The organism is Vibrio hyugaensis, assembly GCF_002906655.1.
In the GTDB taxonomy this organism is placed as follows: domain Bacteria; phylum Pseudomonadota; class Gammaproteobacteria; order Enterobacterales; family Vibrionaceae; genus Vibrio; species Vibrio hyugaensis.
This window is the reverse complement of the sequence record NZ_CP025794.1, coordinates 2789048-2812989: the sequence shown is the minus strand read 5'-3', so window position 1 is coordinate 2812989 and position 23942 is coordinate 2789048. Positions and strand designations below refer to the sequence as shown.

The following is a 23942-nucleotide window of genomic DNA, read 5'->3' as shown; positions in this document are numbered from 1 at the left end:
CTGTTGGTTGGATCTACTTATTTAAGTAAGCGGTTCTTGTATTAAGAATCGTTACCTTGCTGAATTCGACGCAGAGAACGCTCTCGTCGAGACTCTTCTCGAGTCAAATCCAACAATGTTTCTTCGATATAAGCTAAATGTGAGTGAGACATTTCACGCGCCTTTTCAGGCTGACCAGAAACAATCGCATCCACGATATTAGCTCTGTGTTTACTTACTTTATCGACCACTTCTTCGCGGCGATGTAAGAGCTTTAGATTCTGTAGAACATTTTGCTCAAGCAAAGGCGCAAGGCTACGAACAATATGAAGCAATACAACATTGTGCGCCGCTTCTGTTAAAGCAATAAGGAACTGCATTACTGCCGCTGCTTCCGCTTCAACGTTGTCGCTTTTTTGCTCTTCACTGATTTGATTCAGGCAAGCTTGAATGCGTGCAAAATCTTCTTCGGTACCACGCAATGCTGCAAAGTACGCCGAAATTCCTTCCATCGCATGACGCGATTCAAGTAGGTCTAACTGCGTTTCGGAGTGAGTCGACAACAAGTTCAACAAAGGATCTGAAAAGCTTTTCCAGATGTTTTCGCTAACGAATGTGCCACCGCCTTGACGGCGAGTAAGCAAACGCTTTGCTTCCAAGCGTTGAATGGCTTCACGGACAGATGGACGAGACACATCGAACTGCTTAGCGAGTTCGCGCTCTGGTGGCAACTGCTGCCCCGGAGACAATGTTCCTTCCACAATCAACCTTTCTAACTCTTGTTCAATAACATCAGAGAGTTTTGGCTGACGAATCCTTTGATAAGCCATAATTTATTGTTCTTCTACTCTTGCAGGTAATTGGTAATACCAATTTTAAGATGGTGCAGAAATTAACATAATTAAAACGCCACTGTCCAGCCAAAAATTGACCTAAATCATAGAATGAGCTTACAACCAACACTCTGATAACAATCGACTATTAAAACAGCAATAAAATTGGTATGACCAATTACATAAACAAAACAGATGGGAGCTCTGCGTGCTAGTAAATTTGATCAACAAAAACAAAAAATGACAAAATTATCTGTACACTTTTGCACCGATCGCCGATTTAAGCGTTCAAAATGTAGTTAACTTTTAACAAGCGCTCATATTTCTTGTATCGAAAAAAGGCATACCTGAGTGTATGCCTTATTTATTTCTGTTTTTTGAATTTACACTTTCGCTACAAGTTAGCGTTTTATCTCGTGCCGGAACTTGACCCAGTCAAAGCTTAGACCAGGATCGGCTTTTCTCAAGGGAGCGATATACTGATGCCCCGTGATTCTCGGCAAGGTGATTTTTGGGTAGGAATGCATAACAGCTTGGGTCAATGCAGTAAGTGATTGATATTGCTCTTCTGTGTACGCAACAAACTCAGTACCTTCCAACTCAATACCAATTGAATAGTCATTACAGCGTTCACGGCCAGCGAAGCTGGATTGCCCTGCATGCCATGCTCTGTCTAAAAAAGAAACAAACTGAACAATCTCGCCATCACGCTTAATTAAACAATGTGCCGAAACGCCCATTTTGTGAATTACTTCAAAAAATGGGTGTGTATTGGGGTCAAGGTTGCCCGTGAAAAAGTCTTCTATATAAGAGCCACCAAATTGACCCGGTGGCAGACTGATGTTGTGAACCACCAGCAGAGAGATGTCATTTTTATCAGAACGAGCATCAAAAAATGGCGATGGGACGTACTTAGCCTCCTTCAACCAACCATTCTCGATTTTTAGGCACATATCAACCTCTCTACTTTGCAAATTAACTGCTGAAATTATTGACACCGGAGAGTATCATTCGTTGCCATCTCCCTTTCAAGACAAGATTTGCGATGAAGAACACACACAACAGCCAAGAACGCCTAGAATACCTTAAGCAACAACTTCCATTAGAAATCACTCGCGCCGTAGCCGATACCCTAAAAGAAGATCTAGGTGGTACATTGGATGTCGATAAAGACATCACCGCATCGCTTATCCCTGCTGACGCGATTAACACTGCAACCATCATCACTCGTGAACACGGTGTGTTTTGTGGCCAAGCATGGGCAGATGAAGTATTTAAACAGCTGGGTAGCAAAGTGACTATCGAGTGGCATGTAAAAGATGGTGACAAGGTTGAACCAAACCAAACACTTTGCACGCTGACAGGTCCTGCTCGTGATTTGCTCACTGGCGAGCGCAACGCAATGAACTTTATTCAAACCCTTTCAGGTTGCGCGACTGTTACCGCTGAGTACGCAGAGAAAATTGCTCATACAGAGTGCCGTCTATTGGATACACGTAAAACGATTCCTGGTCTACGTAGTGCGCTTAAATACGCAGTAGCTTGTGGTGGTGGTTTCAACCATCGTATCGGAGTGTTCGATGCCTACCTTATTAAAGAAAACCACATCATCGCTTGTGGTGGCATTACTCAAGCGATCACTACCGCAAAAGAATTTAACCCAGGTAAGCCTGTTGAGGTTGAGACGGAAAGCCTGGATGAGCTAAAAGAGGCGATCGAAGCAGGTGCCGACATCATCATGCTAGACAACTTCACTACCGACATGATGCGTGAAGCGGTAGCGATCAACGCTGGTCGTGCGGCATTAGAAAACTCAGGTAATGTAACCTTAGAAACCATCGCTGAATACGCAGAAACTGGCGTAGATTACATCTCGGTGGGTGCTTTGACTAAGCACCTAAAAGCGATGGATCTTTCGATGCGCTTTAAGTAAATAGAGTACCAACAACAATATTAACTTCCGAAAAGTCAGCATGTTGTAATCTGATTCACTAAATAGAGGGCCGCAAGGCTCTTTATTTTTATCCACTAAAAAAATAACACCCCTCGCAAAACCTTGCATGCAATATGCAACTTCAACCTAAAGATTTTTACCTCACTCGGAAGGCATCCCCTTGCTAGTTTCCACTTGTTTCTACTCTTTTTACTCTTCTGCTCCATGCATAAGCATTAACTAAATTTATCTTAAGGAAAGAAGATGAAAACGAATAAACAGAAGAAGCAGCAAGGTTTTACGCTGATTGAATTGATGATTGTTGTGGCAATTATTGGTGTTTTGTCAGCAATAGCTATACCAGCTTATCAAAATTACGTTAAAAAGTCGGAAGCAGCTACAGGTTTAGCAACAGCAAAATCATTGATCACAAATATTGACATGTACATTCAAGAAAAAGGTAATTTCCCACCAAATAGCACAACAGGCTTTACCGATGTTGGGGCTACAACGGGAATGAATAAGCTTGGTACGCTATCTTTTGAAAGTATCAGTGGTGCAAATGGAACTATCAAATTTTTGTTTGGCTCAACTTCTTCTATTAGTACTGCTTATGTTGAAATTGCAAAATCCACAAGCGGATGGGCATGTACGTTTACAACAAGCAGCAAATTAACAACTGAAGAAGTACCAAAAGCTTGTAGATAAATTCAAATGCTAACAAACCTCTCAACGGTTCTTCGTCAAGCGGGAATACTGACCTTCTCACAAGAAGAATCGTTACTTGAGCAAGCAAAAGCTTCTGGCATTTCGATGCCGGAGGCTTTACTCAGTTCTGGCTTTTTCCAATCTCATGAATTGACGGAACACTTAAGCTCTGTCTTTGGGCTTTCTTGCACCTCTCTCAATCAGTACGAATACGCTTCGCTCTGCCAAACGCTGGGCTTACGTGATCTAATCACTCGCCATAATGCTCTGCCGATCAATCGCAGTTCTTCGACTTTGATCTTGGCGGTGGCTGATCCTACTAATCTCCAAGCTGAAGACGACTTTCGTTTTGCGACAGGACTACAGGTTGAGCTTGTTCTTGCGGATTTTCGTGAACTCAGTGCGGCAATTAGGCGCTTATATGGTCGAGCACTAGGACAGGAAAAGTCCGGATTAAAAGAGATCAACCAAGATGAACTAGCAGGTCTGGTTGATATTGGTGCAGATGAAATCGACAACATCGAAGATCTCAGCCAAGACGAAGCACCTGTCAGTCGTTACATTAATCAGATTTTGTTGGATGCCGTGCGTAAAGGCGCTTCGGATATTCACTTTGAACCCTACGAAAACATGTATCGAGTGCGCTTACGTTGTGATGGAATTCTCGTTGAAAGCCAACAACCACCAAGTCATTTAAGTCGCCGTTTATCGGCGCGTATTAAAATCTTATCCAAACTCGATATCGCCGAACGACGCTTACCGCAAGATGGTCGTATCAAGCTTAAGCTAAACCAAGATACTGCGATCGATATGCGCGTATCGACACTACCAACGCTATTTGGCGAAAAAATAGTACTGCGTTTGCTCGACAGCAGCTCCGCCTCACTAAATATTGACCGCTTGGGTTACAGCGATGAGCAGAAGCAACTTTATCTAAATGCGTTAAAACGGCCACAAGGCATGATTTTAATGACAGGCCCGACGGGAAGTGGCAAAACCGTCTCGCTCTATACAGGCTTAAGTCTTCTAAACAAAACAGAGATCAATATCTCTACTGCAGAAGACCCCGTTGAAATTAACCTGCCTGGCATCAACCAAGTGCAAGTCCAGCCCAAAATTGGCTTTGGTTTTTCTGAAGCACTTCGTTCTTTCTTACGTCAGGATCCTGATGTGGTCATGGTGGGTGAGATCCGCGATCTAGACACGGCAGAAATCGCCATTAAAGCCTCACAAACTGGCCACTTAGTTCTGTCTACTCTGCACACCAACTCTGCCGCTGAAACCGTGATTCGCTTATCCAATATGGGGGTTGAGAGCTTTAACCTTGCTTCATCATTGAGCTTGATCATCGCTCAACGCTTGGCAAGAAAACTATGCCCTCAGTGCAAACAACCTCAAGAGCCGAATGCACAACTGCAACATATTGGCATCCACTCCACGGAAAACATCTTTCAAGCGAACCCAGATGGCTGTAACGAATGTACCCAAGGTTATTCTGGTCGAACCGGCATTTATGAAGTGATGCGCTTTGACGAGACGCTTTCCGAAGCACTAATCAAAGGCGCATCCGTTCATGAGTTAGAAAAACTTGCTATCAAAAACGGCATGCACACCTTACAAATGTCCGGTATAGAAAAACTTAAACAAGGCATTACCAGCTTTAGCGAATTACAACGCGTTCTCTACTTCTGATCTTTACGTTTATTAGGCAGTCATCGATTCTATGAAAACTAACGCCCCACAACTTAAAAGTTTCCGCTGGAAAGGCACGAACAGCTCAGGGAAGAAAACCTCCGGACAAGTGTTAGCCATGACAGAAATTGAAGTGCGAGAACGCCTGGATGCTCAACACATCAAAATTAAGAAGCTTAAGAAAGGCAGTATTTCTTTTATCACGAAACTGAGTCATCGAGTCAAAGGCAAAGACATTACGGTATTTACCCGTCAAATCGCTACCATGTTAATGACCGGCGTTCCCATCGTTCAAGCTCTGAAGCTTGTCTCAGAAAACCATAGAAAAGCTGAGATGAAGTCAATACTGATGAGCGTAACACGAGCAGTAGAAGCAGGTACGCCGATGTCCAAAGCCATGCGAACCGCCAGCACGCATTTTGATCCACTCTATACTGATTTAATCGCAACCGGTGAGCAGTCCGGTAACTTACCTCAGGTATTTGAACGTCTAGCGACTTACCGAGAAAAAAGCGAACAATTGAAAGCAAAAGTCATCAAAGCACTCATCTATCCGGCGATGGTTGTTTTGGTCGCGCTAGGGGTCTCCTACCTCATGCTCACCAAAGTGATACCTGAGTTCGAAAAAATGTTTGTTGGCTTTGGCGCCGATCTGCCTGCATTTACTCAAATGGTCTTAAATCTTTCGGCATGGACACAAAATTGGGGGCCTTTTATTGGGCTCAGTGCATTAAGCTTGTTTATTTCCTCCCGTATCATGGCTAAACGTTCGGACTCTTTCCGATTATTGCTGGCCCGATCGAGCTTAAGATTTCCGATACTCGGTCCCGTCTTATCCAAAGCGGCGATTGCGAAATTCAGCCGTACTCTTGCAACCAGTTTTACCGCCGGTATCCCCATTTTGACAAGCTTAAAAACCACCTCTAAAACATCCGGTAATATGCATTATCAACTTGCCATCGAAGAGGTCTACCGAGATACCGCAGCGGGTATGCCAATGTACATCGCAATGCGCAATTGCAACGTATTCCCAGAATTGGTGCTGCAAATGGTAATGATCGGTGAAGAATCCGGACGTTTAGACGATATGCTCAACAAAATTGCCGCGATCTATGAGTTTGAAGTGGATAACACCGTCGACAATCTGAGCAAAATTTTAGAGCCGTTGATCATTGTTTTTCTTGGGGTCGTCGTTGGCGGATTGGTCACAGCAATGTACTTACCAATCTTTAACTTAATGAACGTATTGGGATAGAATGTTGCTTTAGCAAATTAATCCCATCAAAACAGCACTTTGCTATTTGATTCATCGTTCAAGAGACAGATATGGAAGTATTCCAGTACTACCCATGGCTATTCGTTGTATTTGCCACAATTTTTGGTTTGATCGTGGGTAGTTTCCTCAACGTGGTTATTTACCGTTTACCCAAGATCATGGAACTAGAATGGCGACGCGAGTGCGCTGAATCATTCCCTGAATACAAAATTGAAGCACCGAAGGAAACACTGACCTTAAGTGTCCCTCGTTCTTCCTGCCAACAGTGCGGAACGCCGATCCGCATTCGTGACAACATTCCTGTCATTAGCTGGCTGCTTCTGAAAGGCAAATGCCATAACTGTAAATCCTCGATTAGTGCTCGCTACCCTCTCATCGAATTGCTTACTGCTTTTGGTTCGGGTTTTATCGCGTTTCACTTCGGTTTTAGTTACTTCACTGTTGCGCTGGTTTTCTTTACCTTTGTATTGATTGCTGCCACGTTTATCGACCTCGATACTATGTTGCTACCAGACCAACTAACACTGCCATTAATGTGGGCAGGTATTGCACTTGCATTGTCTGGCATTAGTCCTGTTAACCTACAAGACGCCATCATTGGCGCGATGGCTGGTTACTTGTGTCTTTGGAGTGTTTACTGGGTATTCAAGCTTCTGACGGGCAAAGAGGGCATGGGCTATGGTGACTTCAAACTGCTTGCTGCCCTTGGTGCATGGTTAGGCTGGCAATCACTGCCGATGATCATTTTACTGTCGTCGGTTGTGGGCGTTATTTTCGGCCTGATACAACTGCGTTTACAAAAACAGGGTATCGAAAAAGCGTTCCCCTTTGGCCCTTACCTTGCGATTGCAGGTTGGGTGAGCCTTATTTGGGGTAACCAGATTCTAAACTGGTACTTCACGTCGATTCTAGGAGTGTAAATGGCTTTTGTTATTGGCCTAACAGGCGGCATTGCAAGCGGCAAAACCACCGTTGCAAACTTATTCAAACAGCAATTCAAAATAGACGTTGTTGACGCGGATATTGTAGCCCGCGAAGTCGTAGAACCGGGCTCTACTGGACTCAATGCGATCATTGAACATTTTGGCATTGATATTGTGCGAGAAGACCAAAGCCTTGATAGAGCAAAATTAAGAGAGCAAATTTTCTCTAATCCGGACGAGAAAGCGTGGCTAAACGCCCTACTACATCCGATGATCCGCGAAAAAATGATCGAAGATTTAGAGCAAGTGGAGTCCGAGTATGCGCTACTGGTTGTCCCGCTCTTAATCGAAAACAAGCTTGATAGCCTGTGTGATCGAGTCCTTGTGGTTGATGTTGAACCGGAAACTCAAATCGCAAGAACGGTAAAACGTGATAATGTAAGTGAAGATCAAGCTCGTGCGATCTTAGCCTCACAAGCAACACAAGCGCAAAGACTCGCGATTGCGAATGATGTGGTGAGAAATAACCCAAACGACCCTGATCTTTTGCTTCAAATCACAGATTTACACGAAAAGTACCTAGCCATGTGTAAGAAAAATCTGCGAAAATAGGAATGAAACTCACCAAGGCTTATGTCGATGACCACGCACAAATTTGAACATCCGTTAAATGAGAAAACTCGCATCTATCTGAGAGTTGAGTCTTTGCTGCGTCAGGCTCACCTAGCTTCTGGTTTTGCCGATAATCACCAATATCAGTTGTTCTTCCGTGCGCTTTTCGACATGGTTGAAATCTTTGAGCAGATTCAATTGAAAAGTGAGTTGGCAAAAGATCTTGAGAAACAACGTTTGGCCTACCGAAATTGGCTGAACGTTGAAGGCGTCGATCAGCAAGCGTTAAGTGAGCTACTAAAAGAGATCGATGTGGTTCATAGCCAACTGATGGCTGCTGAACGTTTCGGCCAAGCGTTGAAAGAAGATCGCTTTTTAAGCTCAATTCGCCAGCGCTTTAATCTTCCTGGTGGTTCTTGCTGTTTTGATTTGCCAGCCTTGCATTATTGGTTACACCTTCCTATCGAGCGCAAAAAGCACGATGCAGCCCAATGGCAAGAGAGCTTAAAGCCGTTGTCCGATGCACTCGCTTTGTGGCTAAAACTGACTCGCGAAACAGGCCACTTTAAAGCACAAATCGCTCGTGCAGGCTTCTTCCAAAGCGACGCTGATGAAGCGAATATCCTTCGTTTACACATCCCTATGGAATATGGCGTCTATCCGATGATTTCGGGGCATAAGAACCGCTTTGCGATTAAGTTTATGTCGTTTGAAAGTGGACAAGCTTGCACGCAAGACGTTGAGTTTGAACTCGCGGTTTGTAGCTAAAACCAACGCACACTATTATTTCTATACCCCCCTTTGACACCTCAACATAATGGGACTCTTTAATCATGTCTAAAATTACTATCGTGCCATGCCCACAATGCGGTGCAGACGTAGAATGGGGAGAGCAAAGCCCTCACCGCCCTTTTTGTAGCAAGAAATGCCAAATGATTGATTTTGGCGAATGGGCTGACGAAGAAAACGCCATTGCTGGCGCACCGGATATGTCGGATAGCGATGGATGGTCTGAAGACCAGTACTAAAGAATTGAGAGGCTAGAGTCGAGAAACGAAAACTCTACACTTCGAGAATAGAGAGAGGGGTTGATGTGAAAACATCAGCCCTTATTATTTTTCGGGATTCGGTTCATTTTGTCTTTCTAAGGACAAGCTCTGCCAACAACCTTTCGAGGCCATACTTCTTGCACTAGCCCTTCAACAACATCTCTCGGTTCCTAAAGCGAAGCGCTCTCGAATCTCGTAGCGTTCCCGATTCTCGAAGGACAAAGTCCGTTCCCTAAGCGCAGCATCTTTTTCCACGCATAAAAAAACGGAGCCCAATTAGGCTCCGTTTACTATGAGAACGCTAGTTATAGCATTACTTCTTAGCAAGTTTCTCTTTGATACGAGCAGACTTACCAGAACGCTCACGTAGGTAGTACAACTTGGCACGACGTACTGCACCACGGCGTTTAACTTCGATGCTATCAACGATTGGAGAGTGTGTTTGGAACGTACGCTCAACACCTTCACCGTTAGAGATCTTACGTACAGTGAAAGCAGAGTGTAGACCACGGTTACGGATTGCGATTACAACGCCTTCGAAAGCCTGTAGACGCTCACGCTCACCTTCTTTAACTTTAACCTGAACTACAACAGTGTCACCTGGTGCAAATTTAGGCAGGTCTGATTTCATTTGCTCTTCTTCAAGAGCTTTGATGATGTTACTCATTTTTTAAATTCCTAGAATAAACTGATACTAAATAAATTAGGTTACTTTGCGTTATGTTCAGTAATGAACTCAGCAAGTAATTGTTCCTGTTCGTCAGTCAGAGCTAGGTTTTCCAGGAGCTCTGGTCTTCTTAGCCAAGTTCGGCCCAGCGACTGTTTTAGTCGCCATTGACGAATATCCTTATGGTTGCCTGACATCAGTACCGCTGGCACTTCTTTATCATCCAACATTTCAGGACGCGTATAGTGAGGGCAATCTAACAAACCATTTGCAAAAGAATCTTCTTCTGCTGACGCAAAATCGCCTAGTACACCCGGAACAAACCGAGAGACTGAATCGATCAGTGTCATGGCTGGTATTTCACCACCCGTCATCACAAAATCTCCAATCGACCATTCTTCGTCGACTTCAGATTGAATGATACGCTCATCTACCCCTTCGTAACGGCCACAAATCAGAAGTAAATTCTCATTCGTTGCCAGTTCTTCCACTCCCTTTTGGTCGAGCTTGCGACCTTGAGGAGAAAGGTAAATGACTTTCGTCTTACCCGGTGAGGCTGCTTTCGCGGTATGAATGGCATCGCGCAAAGGCTGAACCATCATTAACATACCAGGACCACCACCGTAAGGTCGGTCATCGACAGTGCGATGTTTGTCGTGAGTGAAATCTCGAGGATTCCAAGTCTCAATCGACAAAAGACCTTTTTTAACCGCTTGACCTGTTACTCCAAATTCAGTAACAGAACGGAACATTTCAGGAAAAAGGCTAATAACGCCAACCCACATGTTTATCTCGCTCTGTAATTTTGGAGATTAGAATCCAGGATCCCAGTCAACTTCGATCCGTTGAGCTGTGCGATCAACTTTAATGATCACTTGCTCTTCAAGGAACGGGATTAATCGTTCCTTCTGCCCGAAAGCATCTTTTAGATTTGCTTTAACAACCAGAACATCGTTTGAGCCAGTTTCTAGAATGTCATTAACGACACCCAGATCGTAACCTTTAGTGGTTACCACTTGCATCCCAAACAATTCACGCCAGTAGAATTCTTCTTCTGACAATTCAGGTAGTACCGCAGGGTCAATAGCAATTTCAAAGTTGGTCATCAGCTGCGCGTCTTCGCGAACGTCCAACCCTGCTAGCTTGCATACATAGCCTTGACCATGACGCTTCCAGCTTTCTACTTTGTACTCAACCCACGTACCCTTTTGGTTAACAAACCAAGGGCTGTAATCGAAAATGCTTTCAGCATTGTCTGTGTAGGAAAAAACTTTAAGCCAACCACGAATGCCGTAAGTAGCACCAAACTTGCCTACAACAATCTTCTCGTTGCTCATCGCTTCTTTACCTTTCATCGACATAAACTAGTTTCTACTTCTTAAAAGAATTAAGCCGCTTTTTGAGCGTCTTTAACTAGCTTAGCAACGCGGTCAGATAGAGACGCGCCTTGACCAACCCAATGGTTAACGCGGTCTAGGTCTAGACGTAGACCTTCTTCTTGACCTTTAGCAGTTGGGTTGAAGAAACCAACTTTCTCGATGAAACGGCCAGTTGCAGCGTTGCGGCTGTCCGCTACTACGATTTGATAAAATGGACGCTTTTTAGCGCCGTGACGTGCCAAACGAATGGTTACCATGTCGTCCTCTTTGCTTTCTCAAAAATAAAATTAACCCCAATAATCATCCATAAAGCTGAACAATCTGGGGTCTCGTGCCAAAATAAAGCTCCGGAATTTTACTCTTATCCCGAAGCAATGCAAGGTATTTAGTTACTTTTTCACCAACATAAATTGAAATTCAAGTTTGTGATGTAGCTAACACCCTGAAACTAAAGTCTAGGCAATCGTTTAACGACCAAATGGATTGAAGCCACCACCTCCACCCATACCGCCGCCCATCATGCCTTGCATGTTGCGCATCATGCCTTTCATGCCGCCCTTTTGCATTTTCTTCATCATCTTTTGCATTTGGGTAAACTGCTTAAGCAGACGGTTAACGTCTTGTACCTGAACACCCGAACCTGCTGCGATACGTTTTTTACGTGAGCCTTTGATGATTTCTGGGCGTTGACGTTCTTTCATTGTCATTGAGCTGATGATCGCTTCCATTTGCTTGAACATCTTGTCATCAACTTTGTCTTTCACGTCTGACGGCAATTGAGACATACCTGGCAATTTGTCTAGCATACCCATCATGCCACCCATGTTTTGCATTTGACCTAGCTGCTCACGGAAGTCTTCAAGGTCAAAACCTTTCTTCTCTTTGAACTTTTTCGCTAGTTTTTCTGCTTTGTCTTGGTCGACATTGCGTTGTAGGTCTTCAATCAGTGACAGTACATCACCCATGCCTAGAATACGCGATGCAATACGATCTGGGTGGAATGGTTCTAGTGCGTCAGTTTTTTCACCCACACCTAGGAATTTAATTGGCTTACCCGTGATATGACGAACCGATAGCGCCGCACCACCACGTGCATCACCATCCACTTTAGTCAGAATCACACCGGTTAGCGGTAGCGCATCACCGAATGCTTTCGCTGTGTTCGCCGCATCTTGACCTGTCATTGCATCAACAACGAACAGTGTCTCGACCGGGTTAATAGCAGAGTGAAGATCTTTAATCTCACCCATCATTTCTTCATCGATAGCCAAACGACCTGCGGTATCGACAATAAGCACGTCATAGAATTTCTTCTTCGCGTGGTCGATCGCGGCATTCGCAATATCAAGTGGTTTTTGATCTGGTGACGATGGGAAGAAGTCGACGCCGATGTCTGATGCTAGAGTTTCTAGCTGTTTGATTGCCGCAGGACGGTAAACGTCGGCCGACACAACCAAGACTTTCTTCTTATCACGCTCTTTTAGAAGCTTAGAAAGCTTCCCTACCGATGTGGTTTTACCCGCACCTTGTAGGCCCGCCATTAAAAGAACGGCTGGCGGCTGCGCTGCTAGATTTAGGGCTTCGTTAGATTCACCCATTACACCTTCAAGCTCTGCCTGAACGATCTTGATGAATTCCTGACCCGGAGTCAGCGATTTAGAAACTTCTACGCCCACCGCTTTTTCTTTAACGCGGTTAACAAACTCACGCACAACAGGAAGGGCAACGTCCGCTTCCAAAAGCGCCATGCGCACTTCACGTAGGGTTTCTTTAATGTTGTCTTCGGTCAGACGACCTTTGCCACTGATATTTTTCAGCGTTTTGGATAATCGATCCGTTAAATTCTCAAACATCTTTGTCTCTTCGCTAAAATGGCGATTAATTAGTGTGAGTATACCTTAGCCAACGTCACAGTCATACCCGAACACTGCTCTTATCATTAACTTGAGGGCTAACTTGTTAATTTCAATATCTCATCTCTCGTGATTGATGAAGGATCTACCGTAGCCCCAAAGAGTAATGCAAGGTATAATTTTTAGCATCGTGCACAATAACTCTTAGGATTCATGGATAGCTTAATTGCCATCGCGGCCGCCATACTTTACGTTTTGGCGATAGCGACCATCATACCTGGACTCTCTCAGCAGTCAGGAATCAAAGTCAAAACCGTATTTGCCAGTGCGGCATGTGCGCTTGTTTTTCATGCTTGGATTCTGAGTGACCTGATATTTGACGGCTCAGGGCAAAACCTCAGTATTCTTAATGTTGCTTCGCTAATAAGTTTTATTATTTCTTTGGTCATGAGTGTGGCAATGCTTAAGAATCGCTTATGGTTCTTGTTGCCCGTGGTATACAGTTTTGCTGCTATCAATTTATCTGCAGCAACGTTTTTACCAAGCACATTTATTAGACATTTAGAAAACGATCCTAAGTTACTTATTCACATATCGTTCGCACTCTTCTCTTACGCCACGTTGACCATTGGTGCACTCTACGCACTCCAGTTAGCTTGGCTTGATCACAAGCTTAAAACGAAAAAATCACTCGCAATCAATCCAAACTTACCGCCACTCATGATGGTGGAGCGTCAGCTATTCAAAATTATCTTGATTGGTAACTTGTTGCTCACGGCAACGCTGATTACTGGTTTTGTGTTTGTACAAGACATGTTTGCTCAAGGTAAGGCCCACAAGGGAATCCTTTCTTTCATCGCTTGGGTTGTGTACTCAATTCTGCTTTGGGGTCACTACCGTAAAGGGTGGCGAGGCAAAAAAGTAACTTGGTTTGCGGTTGCAGGTGCGACTTTGTTGACCTTGGCGTACTTTGGCAGTCGCTTCGTGAAAGAGATCATCTTAAGTTGATACTTTCCATCGATTAAATGCAATTAATAAGGAGCCTTGTGCTCCTTATCCTTTATATTGCCGAGCAAATAAAATAGAGTACCCCTTATTCCATTGACTTCATGACCTAGCTCGGTCATAAATTAACCAAACACATAAAAGGAACTGCTGCGTTTTGGACGACATATCTACGGGTATCTTATTTGCGCTACTCGCGTGTCTTATCGTCATATCAGGTTACTTCTCCGGTTCAGAAACAGGGATGATGTCTTTGAACCGTTACCGCTTAAAGCACTTAGCCAATAATGGGCATAAAGGGGCGAAGCGAGTCGAAAAGCTTCTCGACCGCCCAGATCGCCTTATTGGCCTGATCCTTATCGGCAACAACCTCGTCAATATCCTCGCTTCCGCTATCGCAACCATTTTAGGTATGCGTTTATATGGCGATTTAGGGGTCGCAATTGCAACTGGTGCTCTCACTATGGTGGTGCTGGTTTTTGCAGAGGTGACACCGAAAACTATCGCATCGCTCTATCCGGAGCGAGTCTCTTATGCGAGCAGCATCCTTCTTACTATTTTAATGAAGGTACTGTCACCACTCGTCATGTTGGTGAACTTTATTACTAACGGCTTTATCCGTTTACTCGGCGTAAAAGCCGATCACACCACAGAAGACCACCTTAGCTCAGAAGAGTTGCGTACCGTGGTAAATGAAGCTGGCGGCCTCATTCCTCGTCGTCACCAAGACATGCTGGTGTCTATTTTGGACCTAGAGCACGTCACAGTGAATGACATCATGGTGCCTCGTAATGAGATCACTGGCATCGACATCAATGACGATTGGAAATCTATCGTTCGTCAGCTGACTCACTCTCCTCATGGCCGTATTGTGCTGTACCGTGACCAGATTGATGAAGTGGTTGGTATGCTTCGTCTGCGTGAAGCTTATCGCTTAATGCTAGAGAAGAACGAGTTCAACAAAGAGACACTGCTACGCGCAGCCGATGAGGTGTACTACATTCCTGAAGGCACGCCACTGAACGTACAGATGTTGAAGTTTCAACGTAATAAACAGCGTATCGGTTTGATTGTCGATGAGTATGGCGACATTAACGGACTAGTGACGTTAGAGGATATTCTGGAAGAGATCGTCGGTGAGTTTACCACATCAATCGCACCGAGCTTGTCCGAAGAGATCACACCGCAAGGTGATGGTAGCTTCTTAATTGAGGGCAGTGCAAATATTCGAGACATCAACAAAGGTTTGAAGTGGAAACTGCCAACTGACGGACCAAGAACCCTCAATGGCTTGATCCTTGAACATCTGGAAGATATTCCTCAAAGCCATTTGAGTGTGCAAGTTTCTGGGCACCCAATGGAAATCGTTCAAGTAGAAGAGAACCGTATCAAGCTTGTAAAAGTGTATCCAAAGCTGAAGAAAAACAGCTAAGTGTGAACAAAATATCACGCCTTAAATCGCAAAGAAAAAGAGCCTGACACTGTCAGGCTCTTATGTTTTCAGCTATCTGAACGAAAAGCTAAGTTAGTCGATACGTAGCTCTTTCAGCATTGATTCTGGTAGTGCCAGCTCATCATTCTTATTCACCGCAACACCCGCTTCTAGAATGTTCTTTGCAATTTGCTTCGCTTCATCCAGAGAGTGCATTGCAGCTGTACCACATTGGTACTCGTTCAGCTCAGGGATCTTGTTTTGGTTTTCTACTTTCAATACGTCTTCCATTGCTGCAATCCAAGCGTCAGCCACTTGCTGCTCTGAAGGCGTACCGATTAGACTCATGTAAAAACCTGTACGACAGCCCATTGGTGAAATATCAATAATCTCAACACTTTCACCATTTAGATGATTGCGCATAAAGCCCGCATACAAGTGCTCTAGCGTGTGAATGCCTCGCTCAGAAAGGATGTCTTTGTTCGGGGCAGTAAAGCGCAAGTCGAATACCGTGATGGTATCCCCTTTAGGGGTTTGCATCGTTTTAGCCACTCGTACTGCAGGTGCATTCATGCGAGTGTGGTCTACGGTAAAACTGTCTAATAAAGGCATTACATCTCTCCTGATTGTAACGACCAATACTTAAGAGTATTGGCATTGATTTCTATTCATTCCCCCAGCCCAAGATGGATTCGTTAGGGGGTTAAAAGAACCAGCTGCTGTTGTCTTCTAATTCCTGACGACATTGCTTCAGCTGCCAGCCATAAGTCTTCGCGGTTTGCTCAACGCGTCTTGCAACCTTTAACAAGCTTGGCTTGCTGTTATAGGTTCCGCGTTTATATCCACCACGTCCTTCATGATACGCAAGGTACTGGTTGTAAGGATCCCACAACGAGATACCCAATTGGCGACGAGTTTCATGGGTGTACCAACCGACAAACATCATTGAGTCGTCGAAGTTAGTACGTGAACCACCTTGACCCGTCGCATCTTGAAAATCTTCCCAAGCAGGGTCTTGAGCTTGAGCATAACCGTAAGCGCTACTTACGCGCCCCCATGGAATAAAGCCGAGAACGTAATCCTTTGGTGGTCGAGCGTCATGACGAAAGCTACTTTCTTGCTTGATGATCGCCATCGCCACGTTTATCGGCGTACCCCACTCTTCTTCCATGTCTTTGGCATCTTCATACCAACCAGATTTTTCTCGGAATATTTCACATAGGTTGTCTTGTTGCTTTGGGGGCGCTGTCGCACAACCGGCTAACATTACGCTTCCAAGCACAGACACCACTAACGGCTTAATGTCCAATCCCTGCCCTTACTGCTGATTATTGTTTTAGATAAGCAAAGTAATCTTCTAAGAAGTCATCAAAGGATAACGTGTCACTTTGCTCTGCTTGTTTTTGTTTCTCTACCGATGTCGCGACTTCAGTTTCCATCGCATCTGCCGAGTATTGCTCATAGCTATGTGCTAGGTTTTCTTCGCGGAACTTCATACCAAGCGCACAACCCACTTTACCCAAACCGCCGTGCTCTTTGGTCAGCTCAAGCAATTGACCAGAGATAGTAAGCTCAGGCTCATCAATCCAAGACTCCAGTTTGTCGCAAACCGCTTGGTACGCATTGCCACCAGTCGCGGTGTCCATTTCAACCGCAATCTGACGAAGATCAGCGAATACACTGTGCGCCCAATCTTGCAGAGATAAACGTTCGCCTTGGCAACCAATTTGCAGCATCAAACCTTTCTCACGACCAGAAACAATAACTTTGTTCCAGTTATCACGCCAGCATTCAAGCTCGCAGTTATCCATAGGGTCAGAGTCAGAAAGCGCTGCCCATGTTAGGAATAGGTCCAAGAATCGAACTTGTTCCTCACTCACGCCAACCGCACTGAATGGGTTTACGTCTAAAGAACGGACTTCAATGTATTCAACACCCGCTCGTGTCAGAGCTTCAGATGGTTTTTCACCACTTTGCGTTACACGCTTAGGGCGAATTGGAGCGTATAGCTCGTTCTCAATTTGCAGAATGTTTGAGTTCAATTGACGGTATTCGCCATCCACTTTCACACCAATTTCTGCAAACTCATCCGATGGACGACGAATAGCGTCACTTAAGCCTTCAAGATACTGTTCAATGCTGTTAAAGCCAATCTTAAGCACGCTTTGCGCGCTGTTGGTGTAACCGAGATCACTCAGACGCAGAGAGGTTGCTTTTGGTAGGAAAAGCGTCCCGCCAATTTTCTCAAATGGCAGGTCAGTTTCACGTCCTTGAATGAACGAACCACACAATGCTGGTGACGCACCAAAGAAATACGGGATCATCCAACCAAAGCGATAGTAGTTACGGATTAGAGCAAAGTACGCTGCGGATTTTGTTTCTTGACGAGCTTCTTCATCTTGCTCTCCATGCAGCGCATCCCAGAACGATTCAGGGAAAGAGAAGTTGAAGTGCACCCCCGAGATAATTTGCATTAAGCTACCGTAGCGGCGTTTTAAACCTTCACGGTAAAGCGTTTTCATTTTTGCTGAGTTTGATGAGCCATATTGAGCTAGCTGAATATCATCTTCAGTGCCTACATAGCATGGCATCGAAAGTGGCCACATTTTCTCTTCACCCATTTTGGTTTGAGTGAAGTGATGGATGTCTTTCAACTGCCCGATCAATTCAGGGATCTCATGTGATACAGGCGTAATGAATTCCAGTAGAGATTCTGAAAAGTCTGTCGTGATCCATTTGTTTGTGAACGCTGAGCCCAAACCCTCTGGATGAGGTGTTGTTGCTAGGTGTCCATCCTGACGATAGCGCAAAGTTTCTCGCTCAACACCGCGTCCAAACTGCTTAAATACTTCTGGGTTTGATGCAACTTGTTTTAGTCGCGCAGCAAAATCAGTCAAAATGAGGTTCGCTTATATTGGGAGCAGGACACTCGCCAAGCGTGGCAAGTGAAAGCTAAGTTATTGATATATAATCCATCTAGATAAATAACCCATCAAAAAGTCATTTATCTAGTTAGAAACGAATAGCGGAGAGTCTCCTCTCCGCTATTAAATGTGTACTCTATCGAATGATTTCAAGCTCTTCCACGTCTTTCCCTAACTTTTCTAGTTGAGGGCGAAGGGATTTTGCATCCCCGACAACCACGATTTGATAGTCGTTCGGGTCAAACCATTTTCCGGCTAGAGCATTGAGAGTCTGCTTATCAACTTTCTCAACAATAGCGTTTCGTTGCTGTAAATAGTCTTTATCTAAGTCGTATTTCAAAATATCACTGATGAGTTTCGCTTTCTGTGTTGGCGTCTCATATTTCAGCGCATCTTTTTGACCGACCGCTTGGCGCATAAATTTCAATTCATCGTCAGTCATGCCCGATTGTGAGAACTCGTTCAACTCATTCTCCATCTCGATAATAGACGCAACCGTTGAATCCGCACGCACTTGTGCAGTGAAAACAACCGAGCCAGTTTCCGCATTACCGGAGAAATAACCATAGGCACCATAAGTGTAGCCTTTGTCTTCACGAAGGTTTTGGTTGATACGGCTATTGAAGTTACCCGCCAGATTAAAGTTCGCTAGCTGACCTAGGTAAAAATCACCAGTCGCATCGTAAGGCATACCTTGGCGTACGAGCATCACGACACTTTGTGGCGCTCCAGGCTTATCCACTAGGTGAATTTGTTGCTTACCCAAAGGGGTTACTTTTTGCGGAGAATACAACGGTGCAGCTTCCGCTTTCCAGTTAGACCAAAACGTCAGTTGTTTTTCTACGTCTGCTTTATTGATATCGCCCACCGCAATGATCTGCGCTCCTTGCGGTGTATAGTGCTTCGCATAGAAGTCTCGAACATCGTCTAGTGTTAGCGCCTTTACTCCGGCTTTGGTGCCTTCTTTTGGACGAGCAAAAGTTGAATCACCGTACAAAACTTGGCGACTGGCTTGCGCGGCCATCCAGCTTGGTTTTTGATGTTCGTAAACTAAGCCCTCTAACGCTTGCATTTTCACTCGTTCAAAGTCTTCTTCTTTAAATGCAGGCGACAACAACATCTCTTCAACAATCTTGAGTGTTGGTGCTAGGTTTTTCTCTAGTGAGGACACACTGATGTCAGTCGTATAGCCCGTCGCATCAACAGAGATAACACTACCTAGTTTATCAAGCTCTGCTTGAATCTCTTCCACACTGTGTTGCGTTGTGCCTTCTTGCAGCATCGCTGCGGTCAGCTGTGCCAGACCTTCCTTGCCTTCTTCAACAAAACGCGTCCCTGCGGGGAGACTGAACTGCATCATCATGGTTGGCGTTTCATTGCTCACCGTACCAAGTAACTCTGAACCATTATTGAAATGGATGTCGTAAAGCTTGGGCATGGTTACTTCGACTGGAGCACCAACCGGAGGCTGAACAGAACGATCGAAGTTGTCAGTCGCACGACGGTAGGCTAACTGGTCATCTGTGATCTTTTGGTATTCAGGTAATGTGCGTTTGGGGGTGACAAACGTAGCAGGTTTCACTGCCAATTCTGTTTTCCCTCTTGGTACCACACTCAAAGTAACTTTGTTCTTCCCTTGGATAAAATCACTGTAAGCTTTTTCTACTGATTCTGGTGTTACTGCACGGATCTGCTCAAGCTGTTTCTCAATCAAATCAGGCTGGCCAAAGAACGTTTGGTTGGAAGCAAGTTGCGTCACCTTGCCTTTAACGCTTTCCAGCGCAAAGATCGCATTCGCTTCTTCTTGACCTTTTAGTTGGTCAAGACGGTCTTTTGTCACGCCATCTTTCGCAAATTTGTTCAGCGATGCCATTAATTCATCATAAAGCTTGGACAGGTCCCCTTTGTCACCGGAATCGCCCATCGCGTAAACATAGAAGTTACAAGACAGCTCAGCACAATCATGGAATGCGCCCGCATCCACTGCTTTTTGTGTCTTCACTAAATCTTGGTAGAGCACACTGTTGGTGCCGCTGCCTAATACGCTAGAAAGTGTGTCTAACGAAGTTTGGCTTGCTTCACCGCTGTAAGTGGTTGGCCAAGCAATCATTACCATTGGCTGTTGGATTCGGTCCTCCAGCGTGATGAACTTACTCTCTGCCAGCTTCGCTGGTTGTTTCGGCGCATTATCGACTTCAGGGCCGCGAGGGATAGAGCCAAAGTATTTGTTCACCCACTCAAGCGTCTGTTCAACATCAATATCACCACCAATAGTCACCACGGCATTGTTTGGACCGTACCAACGCAAGAAGAAGGCTTTCAGATCGTTCACGTCAACACGATCGAGATCTTCCACATAGCCAATGGTTTGCCATGAATATGGATGACCTTCAGGATAAAGCGCTTCAGCCATACGCTCCCAAATCAAACCATACGGACGGTTGTCGTAGCGCTGGGCTCGTTCATTTTTTACTGTTGAGCGCTGGATCTCGAACTTGTGTTGCGAAACGGCATCAAGCAAAAAGCCCATACGATCCGATTCTAACCACAGCATTTTCTCAAGTTGGTTAGCAGGGACAGTTTCAAAGTAGTTGGTGCGATCACGGTTAGTTGTACCATTTAAAGTACCACCCGCTTCAGTAATGATCTTAAAATGTTGTTGGTCACCAACGTTCTCTGAACCTTGGAACATCATGTGTTCGAAGAAGTGAGCAAAACCAGATTTACCAATTTCTTCTCGTGCTGAACCAACATGGTATGTCACATCAACGTGCACAAGTGGATCGGAGTCCTCTGGTGCCAGAATCACCGTTAAACCGTTGTCTAGTTGATACTTCTGGTATGGAATTTTAACTTTGCCTTCTTCCGCTTTCGACGCTTCAACGAAAGTAACCCCATCAGGCAATGATGATACTGGGGCGTTTGATGCACAGCCCGTGATCACCAACAGTGAACACGCGCTTACCCAAAACATTCTCATGCGCTTTCCTTAAAATAAACCGAGATAAATGGCGGCTAACAAGGAGTACCTTGCTGCTTTGCCTAAAAATATCAAAACCACACACGGCAGAAATTTCATCCTTAACCATCCTGCCGCTAAACATAGCGGGTCACCAATCACAGGCAACCAGCTAAAGAACAATCCCCAATATCCATACTTAGACAGCCACTTAAGTGCCGTATGGCCGTGTTTTTCATCTTTTGTCTTATTTGGAATCCAAAGCCCAAGCCAATAGTTGGTCAATCCACCAAGCGTATTACCAATCGTGGCGACAATAATGATGGAAGTAACGGAATACTGATTTAACGAGAGGGTCGCGATCAATCCAGCTTCAGAGCCCCCCGGCAAGAGGGTCGCGCTAAGAAATCCAGTAATGAACAACACCCATAATGCGGAGTCAGAAAACCATAGTGCTAAGTTTTCAAAGGCAGCATTAAATGCCTCTAGCATGTCATATCAAGCAATACCTTGCCTCGTGTCCGTCCGGATTCAACTTGCCTGTGGGCATCCACAACCTCGCTCATCGGATAAACATGTTGAATTTCTGTTTTTAGCAGGCCAACCCCCACCATATAAAGTAAGGTGTCGAGCTGTTCACGATCCGGCTCCACCAGCATGCCACTGGCATCAAAACCAAGCAGTTTTGCTTTCTCACAAATCAACTCAGCCGTTATGGTCGGAACGGTGATCACTCGGGCGTTATCAGTCAGGCATTTCAGAGCATCTAAAGCGACATCACCACCGACAAGATCGATCAAAACATCCACATCTTCAACACGTTCTGACACTGGCGCAAATTGATAGTTCACTGCATGTGCTCCAAGTGTCGCGAGATAGTCTAAATTCCGCTCACTGCACGTCGTAAAGACTTCCGCTTTTGTCGCGACGGCGATTTGTACGGCTAAATGCCCAACACCACCAGCGCCAGCAAGAATTAAAACGCGATCACCTTCCGTCACATTCGCTTTGCTAAGTGCTTGAGCCGCCGTTTGCCCTGCCAGAGGAAGCGCAGCGGCAGCTTCTAAAGTCACTGAATTGGGAATGCGGCTAAGAGCTGATTCAGGAACACAAAGGTATTGGCTGTAACCACCACCACGAGTTGGAAATCCAATGAAGCCAGCAACCTCGTCCCCGACTTCAAAACGTGACGTCCCTTCACCACAAGACGCCACTTTGCCAGAAACGTCATACCCCGGAACCCAAGGAAGGTTATCTTTATTTTGTGCGGCCGCCCAACCTAACCCCGCGCGCGTTTTCACATCGATGGGATTAATGCCTGAATAGGCGACTTTTATGAGGATTTCACCCTTTTGAGGTGAGGGTGTTGGTGCGGTTTGAATGGCGAGAACATCTGCATCGCCAAACTTAGTAATCACTATCTGTTTGTGTTCCATAGCCCATTCCCTGCGAGAAAACAAAAAGGGATGCGAAAGCATCCCTTTGACTATAAACCATTTTGTTTACCGAAGTTAATCGTCAATTTGTAAATTGGTGGATAATTCTATGTCGTAGCGTATCCACCAAAAATCGAACAAGACGATTAGCCTACCAGCGCTAGCAAGATACCAGCCGCAACTGCGGAACCAAGCACTCCGGCTACGTTTGGTCCCATCGCATGCATCAACAGGAAGTTTTGTGGGTTCGCTTCTAAGCCAACTTTGTTCACAACACGAGCTGCCATTGGTACCGCAGAAACACCCGCAGCACCGATAAGTGGGTTGATGTCTTCTTTCGAGAACTTGTTGAGAAGCTTCGCCATCAGAACACCTGCACCAGTACCGATACTGAATGCCACTGCGCCTAAACCCAGAATGCCAAGTGTTTCTAGATTCAAGAACTGTTCAGCTTGCAGTTTAGAGCCGACACCAAGACCTAAGAAGATGGTCACGATGTTGATCAGCTCGTTTTGAGCGGTTTTGGATAAACGATCCACCACACCCGCTTCACGCATCAAGTTGCCTAAACAGAACATACCAACCAAAGGTGTAGCCGATGGCAGGAACAGAATTGTCATCAGCAACACAGCAAGTGGGAACAGTACTTTTTCCCACTTACCGACGTGACGCAGTTGAGCCATCTTAATTTGACGCTCTTCTTTGGTCGTAAGTGCTTTCATGATCGGTGGCTGGATAATCGGCACCAACGCCATGTAGCTGTATGCCGCAACGGCGATCGCACCAAGTAGATCCGGAGACAGCTTACTTGCTAAGAAGATCGCCGTAGGTCCATCTGCACCACCAATGATGGCGATAGACGATGCATCTGCCATGGAGAATTCCATACCAGGAACGTAGTTGAGTAAAATCGCGCCAAATAGTGTCGCAAAAATACCAAACTGAGCAGCGGCCCCTAACCACAACGTTTTCGGGTTCGCAATTAGGGCACCAAAGTCCGTCATCGCACCGACACCCATGAAGATCAAGAGTGGGAAGACACCTGATTCGATCCCGATGTAATACACGTAGTAAAGCAAGCCACCTGGGTCAGTAAAGCCTGCATTTGGAATGTTAGCCAAGATGGCACCAAAACCAATAGGCAATAGCAACAATGGCTCAAAGCCTTTTTTGATCGCCAAAAACAGCAGTGCACAGCCAACCAACATCATACAGATTTGGCCGAACTCAAAGTTCGCGATCCCTGTTTCTGACCATAAGGTCATCAATCCGTCCATGATAC

Annotated in this window: 24 protein-coding genes; 10 read left to right on the top strand and 14 right to left on the bottom strand. The window is 45.1% G+C overall.

All coding sequences use genetic code 11. The annotated features are described in order from the left end of the window. Nucleotides 1-41 precede the first annotated feature (41 nt). Both pdhR and ampD read right to left on the bottom strand, forming a co-directional pair. Nucleotides 42-809: a pyruvate dehydrogenase complex transcriptional repressor PdhR gene (gene pdhR / locus C1S74_RS13985; protein ID WP_005438026.1), complete on the bottom strand. Its 768-nt coding sequence runs from the start codon at nucleotides 807-809 to the stop codon at nucleotides 42-44. A gap of 404 nt (nucleotides 810-1213) precedes the next feature. After that, a complete protein-coding gene (ampD, locus tag C1S74_RS13980; RefSeq protein WP_045403778.1) occupies nucleotides 1214-1765 on the bottom strand; it encodes a 1,6-anhydro-N-acetylmuramyl-L-alanine amidase AmpD in 552 nt (183 codons plus the stop codon). A gap of 92 nt (nucleotides 1766-1857) precedes the next feature. Here ampD and nadC point away from each other — a divergent pair, with 92 nt between their 5' ends. From nadC to yacG, 8 genes are all read left to right on the top strand, one after another. Further along, the gene (gene nadC / locus C1S74_RS13975) at nucleotides 1858-2745 is read left to right on the top strand and encodes a carboxylating nicotinate-nucleotide diphosphorylase (protein ID WP_045403776.1); all 888 of its coding nucleotides are present in this window, start codon (nucleotides 1858-1860) and stop codon (nucleotides 2743-2745) included. A gap of 264 nt (nucleotides 2746-3009) precedes the next feature. Beyond that, nucleotides 3010-3453 carry a pilin gene (locus C1S74_RS13970; RefSeq protein WP_045403775.1) on the top strand — a complete coding sequence of 148 codons (444 nt, stop codon included), beginning with the start codon at nucleotides 3010-3012 and terminating at the stop codon, nucleotides 3451-3453. A 6-nt stretch (nucleotides 3454-3459) separates the two neighbouring features. Next, nucleotides 3460-5145, top strand: coding sequence for a type IV-A pilus assembly ATPase PilB (gene pilB / locus C1S74_RS13965; protein WP_045403773.1), 1686 nt, complete (start codon nucleotides 3460-3462; stop codon nucleotides 5143-5145). 31 nt (nucleotides 5146-5176) lie between these two features. Further along, nucleotides 5177-6400, top strand: a complete 1224-nt coding sequence (locus tag C1S74_RS13960) for a type II secretion system F family protein (protein WP_045403771.1) — start codon at nucleotides 5177-5179, stop codon at nucleotides 6398-6400. Nucleotides 6401-6471: 71 nt separating this feature from the next. Further along, a complete protein-coding gene (locus C1S74_RS13955; RefSeq protein WP_045403769.1) occupies nucleotides 6472-7341 on the top strand; it encodes a prepilin peptidase in 870 nt (289 codons plus the stop codon). Next, the gene (gene coaE / locus C1S74_RS13950) at nucleotides 7342-7956 is read left to right on the top strand and encodes a dephospho-CoA kinase (RefSeq protein ID WP_042603882.1); all 615 of its coding nucleotides are present in this window, start codon (nucleotides 7342-7344) and stop codon (nucleotides 7954-7956) included. It abuts the gene before it with no gap. A 27-nt stretch (nucleotides 7957-7983) separates the two neighbouring features. Then, entirely contained in the window at nucleotides 7984-8724 is a 741-nt protein-coding gene (zapD, locus tag C1S74_RS13945; protein WP_045404061.1) for a cell division protein ZapD, read from the top strand. Nucleotides 8725-8789: 65 nt separating this feature from the next. Further along, nucleotides 8790-8984, top strand: coding sequence for a DNA gyrase inhibitor YacG (gene yacG / locus C1S74_RS13940; protein WP_038870477.1), 195 nt, complete (start codon nucleotides 8790-8792; stop codon nucleotides 8982-8984). 334 nt (nucleotides 8985-9318) lie between these two features. Here the strand turns inward: yacG and rplS are convergent, their stop codons facing one another. From rplS to ffh, 5 genes are all read right to left on the bottom strand, one after another. Further along, entirely contained in the window at nucleotides 9319-9672 is a 354-nt protein-coding gene (rplS, locus tag C1S74_RS13935) for a 50S ribosomal protein L19 (protein ID WP_038870475.1), read from the bottom strand. A 41-nt stretch (nucleotides 9673-9713) separates the two neighbouring features. Next, nucleotides 9714-10457, bottom strand: a complete 744-nt coding sequence (trmD, locus tag C1S74_RS13930; protein ID WP_038870473.1) for a tRNA (guanosine(37)-N1)-methyltransferase TrmD — start codon at nucleotides 10455-10457, stop codon at nucleotides 9714-9716. Between the two features lie 27 nt (nucleotides 10458-10484). Then, a complete protein-coding gene (rimM, locus tag C1S74_RS13925; RefSeq protein WP_045403766.1) occupies nucleotides 10485-11033 on the bottom strand; it encodes a ribosome maturation factor RimM in 549 nt (182 codons plus the stop codon). A 26-nt stretch (nucleotides 11034-11059) separates the two neighbouring features. Then, the gene (rpsP, locus tag C1S74_RS13920) at nucleotides 11060-11308 is read right to left on the bottom strand and encodes a 30S ribosomal protein S16 (protein WP_005438039.1); all 249 of its coding nucleotides are present in this window, start codon (nucleotides 11306-11308) and stop codon (nucleotides 11060-11062) included. Between the two features lie 210 nt (nucleotides 11309-11518). Further along, a complete protein-coding gene (ffh, locus tag C1S74_RS13915) occupies nucleotides 11519-12904 on the bottom strand; it encodes a signal recognition particle protein (RefSeq protein WP_038870469.1) in 1386 nt (461 codons plus the stop codon). Nucleotides 12905-13117: 213 nt separating this feature from the next. On the opposite strand from ffh, the gene C1S74_RS13910 reads away from it, so the two are divergent. Further along, nucleotides 13118-13912, top strand: coding sequence for a cytochrome C assembly family protein (locus C1S74_RS13910; protein ID WP_045403765.1), 795 nt, complete (start codon nucleotides 13118-13120; stop codon nucleotides 13910-13912). Between the two features lie 154 nt (nucleotides 13913-14066). Further along, the gene (locus C1S74_RS13905; RefSeq protein ID WP_038870466.1) at nucleotides 14067-15341 is read left to right on the top strand and encodes an HlyC/CorC family transporter; all 1275 of its coding nucleotides are present in this window, start codon (nucleotides 14067-14069) and stop codon (nucleotides 15339-15341) included. A gap of 93 nt (nucleotides 15342-15434) precedes the next feature. Here the strand turns inward: C1S74_RS13905 and luxS are convergent, their stop codons facing one another. The 7 genes from luxS to C1S74_RS13870 all read right to left on the bottom strand — a co-directional run bounded on the left by luxS (nucleotide 15435) and on the right by C1S74_RS13870 (nucleotide 23937). Further along, nucleotides 15435-15953 (bottom strand): S-ribosylhomocysteine lyase, encoded by a 519-nt coding sequence (luxS, locus tag C1S74_RS13900; RefSeq protein WP_038870464.1) that lies wholly within the window; start codon nucleotides 15951-15953, stop codon nucleotides 15435-15437. A 91-nt stretch (nucleotides 15954-16044) separates the two neighbouring features. Next, nucleotides 16045-16608: a transglycosylase SLT domain-containing protein gene (locus C1S74_RS13895; RefSeq protein ID WP_045403763.1), complete on the bottom strand. Its 564-nt coding sequence runs from the start codon at nucleotides 16606-16608 to the stop codon at nucleotides 16045-16047. Between the two features lie 61 nt (nucleotides 16609-16669). Next, nucleotides 16670-18238 carry a glutamate--cysteine ligase gene (gshA, locus tag C1S74_RS13890; protein ID WP_045403761.1) on the bottom strand — a complete coding sequence of 523 codons (1569 nt, stop codon included), beginning with the start codon at nucleotides 18236-18238 and terminating at the stop codon, nucleotides 16670-16672. A 163-nt stretch (nucleotides 18239-18401) separates the two neighbouring features. Beyond that, the gene (locus C1S74_RS13885; protein ID WP_045403760.1) at nucleotides 18402-21245 is read right to left on the bottom strand and encodes a M16 family metallopeptidase; all 2844 of its coding nucleotides are present in this window, start codon (nucleotides 21243-21245) and stop codon (nucleotides 18402-18404) included. Between the two features lie 9 nt (nucleotides 21246-21254). Continuing rightward, nucleotides 21255-21716 carry a YqaA family protein gene (locus tag C1S74_RS13880; protein ID WP_045403758.1) on the bottom strand — a complete coding sequence of 154 codons (462 nt, stop codon included), beginning with the start codon at nucleotides 21714-21716 and terminating at the stop codon, nucleotides 21255-21257. Continuing rightward, nucleotides 21710-22660 (bottom strand): NADP-dependent oxidoreductase, encoded by a 951-nt coding sequence (locus C1S74_RS13875; RefSeq protein ID WP_045403757.1) that lies wholly within the window; start codon nucleotides 22658-22660, stop codon nucleotides 21710-21712. The genes C1S74_RS13880 and C1S74_RS13875 overlap by 7 nt, the downstream gene beginning before the upstream one ends. A 146-nt stretch (nucleotides 22661-22806) precedes the next feature. Next, nucleotides 22807-23937, bottom strand: a complete 1131-nt coding sequence (locus C1S74_RS13870) for a sodium ion-translocating decarboxylase subunit beta (RefSeq protein ID WP_038870452.1) — start codon at nucleotides 23935-23937, stop codon at nucleotides 22807-22809. Nucleotides 23938-23942 lie beyond the last annotated feature (5 nt).

Coding starts and splice junctions, on each gene's coding strand:
- C1S74_RS13955 (WP_045403769.1), top strand. CDS start 6,472: ATGGAAGTATTCCAGTACTACCCATGGCTATTCGTTGTATTTGCCACA.
- C1S74_RS13880 (WP_045403758.1), bottom strand. CDS start 21,716: ATGCTAGAGGCATTTAATGCTGCCTTTGAAAACTTAGCACTATGGTTT.
- rpsP (WP_005438039.1), bottom strand. CDS start 11,308: ATGGTAACCATTCGTTTGGCACGTCACGGCGCTAAAAAGCGTCCATTT.
- pilB (WP_045403773.1), top strand. CDS start 3,460: ATGCTAACAAACCTCTCAACGGTTCTTCGTCAAGCGGGAATACTGACC.
- C1S74_RS13870 (WP_038870452.1), bottom strand. CDS start 23,937: ATGGACGGATTGATGACCTTATGGTCAGAAACAGGGATCGCGAACTTT.
- nadC (WP_045403776.1), top strand. CDS start 1,858: ATGAAGAACACACACAACAGCCAAGAACGCCTAGAATACCTTAAGCAA.
- rimM (WP_045403766.1), bottom strand. CDS start 11,033: ATGTCGATGAAAGGTAAAGAAGCGATGAGCAACGAGAAGATTGTTGTA.
- C1S74_RS13970 (WP_045403775.1), top strand. CDS start 3,010: ATGAAAACGAATAAACAGAAGAAGCAGCAAGGTTTTACGCTGATTGAA.
- luxS (WP_038870464.1), bottom strand. CDS start 15,953: ATGCCTTTATTAGACAGTTTTACCGTAGACCACACTCGCATGAATGCA.
- zapD (WP_045404061.1), top strand. CDS start 7,984: ATGACCACGCACAAATTTGAACATCCGTTAAATGAGAAAACTCGCATC.
- yacG (WP_038870477.1), top strand. CDS start 8,790: ATGTCTAAAATTACTATCGTGCCATGCCCACAATGCGGTGCAGACGTA.
- C1S74_RS13895 (WP_045403763.1), bottom strand. CDS start 16,608: ATGTTAGCCGGTTGTGCGACAGCGCCCCCAAAGCAACAAGACAACCTA.
- C1S74_RS13885 (WP_045403760.1), bottom strand. CDS start 21,245: ATGAGAATGTTTTGGGTAAGCGCGTGTTCACTGTTGGTGATCACGGGC.
- ampD (WP_045403778.1), bottom strand. CDS start 1,765: ATGTGCCTAAAAATCGAGAATGGTTGGTTGAAGGAGGCTAAGTACGTC.
- C1S74_RS13960 (WP_045403771.1), top strand. CDS start 5,177: ATGAAAACTAACGCCCCACAACTTAAAAGTTTCCGCTGGAAAGGCACG.
- C1S74_RS13875 (WP_045403757.1), bottom strand. CDS start 22,660: ATGGAACACAAACAGATAGTGATTACTAAGTTTGGCGATGCAGATGTT.
- ffh (WP_038870469.1), bottom strand. CDS start 12,904: ATGTTTGAGAATTTAACGGATCGATTATCCAAAACGCTGAAAAATATC.
- rplS (WP_038870475.1), bottom strand. CDS start 9,672: ATGAGTAACATCATCAAAGCTCTTGAAGAAGAGCAAATGAAATCAGAC.
- C1S74_RS13910 (WP_045403765.1), top strand. CDS start 13,118: ATGGATAGCTTAATTGCCATCGCGGCCGCCATACTTTACGTTTTGGCG.
- trmD (WP_038870473.1), bottom strand. CDS start 10,457: ATGTGGGTTGGCGTTATTAGCCTTTTTCCTGAAATGTTCCGTTCTGTT.
- pdhR (WP_005438026.1), bottom strand. CDS start 809: ATGGCTTATCAAAGGATTCGTCAGCCAAAACTCTCTGATGTTATTGAA.
- coaE (WP_042603882.1), top strand. CDS start 7,342: ATGGCTTTTGTTATTGGCCTAACAGGCGGCATTGCAAGCGGCAAAACC.